This window comes from Sulfurimonas sp., from assembly GCF_032250635.1.
Taxonomy (GTDB): Bacteria; Campylobacterota; Campylobacteria; order Campylobacterales; family Sulfurimonadaceae; genus Sulfurimonas.
Map to the genome: position 1 here is coordinate 1 of NZ_JAVVFL010000185.1, position 4,340 is coordinate 4,340.

Below are 4,340 nucleotides of genomic sequence, written 5' to 3' on the forward strand. Positions count from 1 at the left end.
TTCCTTTGTCGTGATAAAATAATGGGAAAAAGGTTCCCTTGAATTTATGAAATAAATTAAAGGAAAAATAGTGGATAAGATATTATTGATGTTACAGCTCCAAGCCGATTTGAATGAGGCAACAAACGGTGATAAATGGACTGAGGGAATCACGAAGAATGGCAAGGTGATTAACTGGAGACGCTGTATCTATATGGAGTGCGCCGAGATGATAGACTCCTTTACATGGAAACACTGGAAAAACATTGACCAAGAGGCAGATTGGGACAATCTTCAGGTTGAGGTTGTGGATGTTTGGCACTTTATTATGAGCTTGGCGATAGAGAACTACTCACAAACTCTAAGAGGGCAGGTTGAAGATCTGGCGATAAACATCTCAGAGTCTGAGAGTTTTAAAAAGATAGATACCCAAGAAGAGCTCTTTGCAAATCAGGATGAGACTATACATATGATAGAGTCGATTATGATAGATACGCTATCAAGAGGTCCGCTTGACCTTGAGAAACTTATATCAGACTTTTTTGATTTAGTGATTATGAGCGGACTTAACCTAGAGAGTCTCTATAAACTCTATGTAGGAAAAAATATCTTAAATCAGTTTAGACAAGACAACGGTTATAAAGATGGAACATATATTAAAGTTTGGGCGGGGGAGGAGGATAACGTTGTTATGAAGAAAATTTTAGAGCAAAACAGCGATATAAAACCTGATGATCTCTATAAAGAACTTACAAAACTCTATTTGGCATTAAATAAGAGCTAGTATTTGAGCAATATATTAGAAGTTGAAAATCTCTCATTTGGTTATAATAAAGAACAGCTGCTTTTTGAGAATCTCTCGTTTTCTCTGAAAAAAGGGGAGATAAAGGCGATAGTTGGAGCAAGCGGAGCGGGAAAGAGCACCATCTTTGAACTTATGCTGGGCAATCTAAAACCTCTTAAGGGGAGCATTAAAAGCTCCTTCTGCTCTGAGGTTTTTCAAGATCCCTACAGCTCTTTTCATCCAAGCTATACGCTCTTAAACCAGATAAAAGATGTGGCAAAAGTTGATGAGATTGAGCCCTACTTAAAAAATATAAACCTTGATTATGAACTGCTTTTAAAACTGCCTCATGAACTCTCAGGCGGACAGCTTCAACGTGCCTCAATTCTGCGTGCAATGCTTATGAAACCAGATCTGCTCCTGCTTGATGAGCCTACTTCCGCACTTGACAATGTTATTCAGCTAGAGGTTATGAGTATGCTTGTCAAACATCTTGATAGAATGGGAATGCTTCTTATTACGCACGATTTAGATTTGGCAAAATGGTGCGCTGATGAGATTATTATGCTTTGAGAAAATACTTTACTATATAAAAACCGCCACCAGCCATAAAAATGGTTCCAAAAGCGTTAAGAGATATATTAAGCACTGCTAAAAGAATATGTCCGCTGTTTAAGAGAAAAAAACTCTCAATAGCAAAAGTGGAGTAGGTAGTGAGTGCTCCTAAAATTCCTGTAGAGAGGAAAGACTTTGCATGCACAGAAAATATGGTTGTATACATAAAGTAGGCTATTAGCATACCCATTAAAAAACTGCCGATTAGGTTTACTCCAAGTGTTCCATAGGGGAGGTCATGAGGCACTCTGTGGGAGATGAGACCGTTAAAGTAGGCTCTAAGAACGGCGCCGATAAAGTCGCCGCTACCTATGGCGAGGATTGTTTGCCAGCTCATCATCATACACCTTCTGCATTTTTACTCTTAAATCGTTTAGCCAGTTCTCATCACTTTTGTCCGCCACAAACGACTCCAAAAAGATTGCTTTTATTCGCCCCGGTCTATAGTAGAAGTTTTTTATATTGTAGTATCTTGATGTCTGCATTAAAACTACGGGCTGAACACGGAGTTTGTAGGCGTCGGCTACAATTTTTGCTCCTGCTTTAAATGGCAGCATAGTATCTTTTGTGGAGCGTGTTCCCTCAGGAAACATTGTTATGACTCCCTTTGTTTTAAGAACGCGTTTTGCATCTTTTAGAAGTTTTATAAGTGATGTTTTGCTCTCTCTAGCAACTGCTATATCTTGCGACATTCTCAGAATCAAACCAAAGAAAGGAAGATCAAAAAGCTCTTTTTTTGCAACCCATGTGATATCTCTTGAGCTAATTGTCTCCATTATCACAATATCTAAGTCGCTCTGGTGGTTTACTAAAAACATCTGAGCCTCAGGATCCTCTTTGCCTTTAACTTCAACTGTGAAAAATATACCTATTCTAATAAGCCAGGCAGAGAGTTTTCTGCTGTATGGCCTAGGCAGAATGTGGAATGTAAGTATTAGAATAGTAAGCGAAGTTGCAATTATAATGGTTGCAAAAAGCCAATTAACGTGAGCAAATATCTTCATTTTTTATCCAACCTACCTTTTCATCATCTAGACGTACTTTTATCCAACCATCTACCTCATTCTCTTTTTGGAGATGATAGCTCTCTTGAGCAGTCTCAAATATTGTTCCGTTGTAAAGAGGAAGAAGATAGATGTTTGACCCCTCTTTTAAACACACCTCTTTTGAAGGAAGACCCGTATATATTATATATGTCAGCGGAAAGAGAATAAAAAGAAGATAGATATACTTTTTTCTCCACAAAATGATAACAGAAGCGACTACCGCTACTGCGCCCGCTATTGCCATCTTTAGCATCTCTCGAGATTGATCTTTTGGTTTCAGATCGCTTTGTGTTGCAACGCTGTCATCATCAACGACAATCGGTATATAGATAGGGATAAATCTATTTTTTTCTAAATTAAAGTATGAAAATGATAGATTTTCCAAATTTTTGTCTATTACTGCGTAGTATGTTATTTTTGAGTCAAGGTATGATTCGCTAACAGACTCAATCCCCTGTTTATAGGCACCGTGTAACTTAAGAGCAGAGATGTCACAGTTTGTAGCCGCTGCTACAAATACTATTATATTGTGCGCATTGTCATAACTTGTGGTTTTATACTCTAATAGCTCAAATGAGTTTGCTACTATATTTGAGAAATCTTTTTTAGGATTTAGTGAAACAACATTCAACTTTTGACCAAGAAGGGTAGTGCTTCTATAAACCTCGTCGTTGTTGCCTATGAGTGTTGCGGTAAAATCTGGAAGTCTAATGCTCTGTGAAGTGGCTAGGAAGTGAAAAGTTTCATAGAAGTATTTGGAATCTTTTTTCCTTTTTGGAAAGTCACTCAAGAACTTTAATCCTTCTGAATTAGAGAGCGTATAGGAGATATCCATAAAATCTTTAACGGTAGAGAGACTCTTGATGGTTACGGTAAATATCTCGCCTTTTAAAACTCTTGAGGGAACCTCTTCATAGCTTAGATAGATTACCTTTGGGAGACTTCGTATCTCCTCTTGGGCAATAAAAGTTGTTTGGTTAATATTCTGGGAATCGGTATAGCTACTTGTATCTGAACTCTGCGTTGCATTTGCAAGCGAGGCACTAAAGATAAAAAAGCATGCTAATAGTAAGAGTCTCACGCTTGTAAAAACCCTTGAAGCATCTTGATGCCGTCACTACTTCCAAGAAGACTCTCCATTGCTCTCTCAGGATGAGGCATAAGACCAAAAACGTTTCTCTCTTTGTTGCAGATACCGGCAATAGAGTCTACGCTTCCGTTTGGATTTTTATCATCCCCGTTTGCATCGCAGTACTTTAGAAGAACCTGATTGTTGTCGTATAGCTCTTTTAATCCATTCTGATCTATGTAGTAGTTTCCGTCATGGTGAGCAATTGGGATATTAACGACATCGCTGTTATCTAGTTTTTCTAAAAAGATATTATCATTGTTGATAACTTTTAGATGATGATGCTTTGAGATAAAGTGCAAACTCTCGTTTCTCTTAAGAGCACCCGGAAGCAGTCTCGCCTCGGTTAGCACTTGAAATCCGTTGCAGATTCCTAAAACTTTTCCGCCGCTCTTTGCATACTCAGTTACTGCCTTCATAACAGGAGAGAATTTTGCAATAGCGCCGCTTCTTAGATAATCTCCGTAGCTAAATCCTCCGGCAACCACTAAAAGGTCGGTGTCGGCTGGAACACTCTGCGACTTGTGCCACAAAATCTCTGTCTTAGCACCAAGTTTCTCAAAAGCATATTGCGCGTCATACTCGCAGTTTGTTCCGGGAAACTGTAAGATAGTTACTTTCATTTTACCAGCTCTATATTGTAATCTTCAATTACCGTGTTTGCAAGAAGCTCTTCGCACATCTTTGTAACATCTGCCATCGCCTTTGTCTCATCACTCTCATCAAGATTTAGTACTATCTGTTTTCCGACACGAACATCGCTAACATTGTCAAAGTGCAGAGACTC

7 protein-coding genes are annotated in these 4,340 nt (G+C 38.6%); 2 read left to right on the top strand and 5 right to left on the bottom strand.

Going from position 1 to position 4,340, the window contains the following annotated elements; translation table 11 throughout:
* Window positions 1-88: 88 nt before the first annotated feature.
* Window positions 89-763, top strand: a complete 675-nt coding sequence (locus tag RQ763_RS10000; protein WP_409932381.1) for a dUTP diphosphatase — start codon at window positions 89-91, stop codon at window positions 761-763.
* Window positions 764-766: 3 nt separating this feature from the next.
* Window positions 767-1,336 carry an ABC transporter ATP-binding protein gene (locus RQ763_RS10005; RefSeq protein ID WP_314152768.1) on the top strand — a complete coding sequence of 190 codons (570 nt, stop codon included), beginning with the start codon at window positions 767-769 and terminating at the stop codon, window positions 1,334-1,336.
* Here the strand turns inward: RQ763_RS10005 and crcB are convergent.
* The 5 genes from crcB to purS form a co-directional block, all read right to left on the bottom strand.
* Complete coding sequence (gene crcB, locus RQ763_RS10010) at window positions 1,326-1,715, bottom strand: fluoride efflux transporter CrcB (RefSeq protein ID WP_314152770.1); 390 nt, start codon at window positions 1,713-1,715, stop codon at window positions 1,326-1,328. The genes RQ763_RS10005 and crcB overlap by 11 nt on opposite strands.
* Window positions 1,684-2,382: a lysophospholipid acyltransferase family protein gene (locus tag RQ763_RS10015; protein WP_314152772.1), complete on the bottom strand. Its 699-nt coding sequence runs from the start codon at window positions 2,380-2,382 to the stop codon at window positions 1,684-1,686. The genes crcB and RQ763_RS10015 overlap by 32 nt, the downstream gene beginning before the upstream one ends.
* Entirely contained in the window at window positions 2,360-3,505 is a 1,146-nt protein-coding gene (locus tag RQ763_RS10020; RefSeq protein ID WP_314152774.1) for a hypothetical protein, read from the bottom strand. The genes RQ763_RS10015 and RQ763_RS10020 overlap by 23 nt, the downstream gene beginning before the upstream one ends.
* Entirely contained in the window at window positions 3,502-4,176 is a 675-nt protein-coding gene (gene purQ, locus RQ763_RS10025; protein ID WP_314152776.1) for a phosphoribosylformylglycinamidine synthase subunit PurQ, read from the bottom strand. The genes RQ763_RS10020 and purQ overlap by 4 nt, the downstream gene beginning before the upstream one ends.
* A partial coding sequence (gene purS / locus RQ763_RS10030) for a phosphoribosylformylglycinamidine synthase subunit PurS (RefSeq protein WP_314152778.1) occupies window positions 4,173-4,340 on the bottom strand: 168 nt, incomplete at its 5' end. The genes purS and purQ, both read right to left, overlap by 4 nt.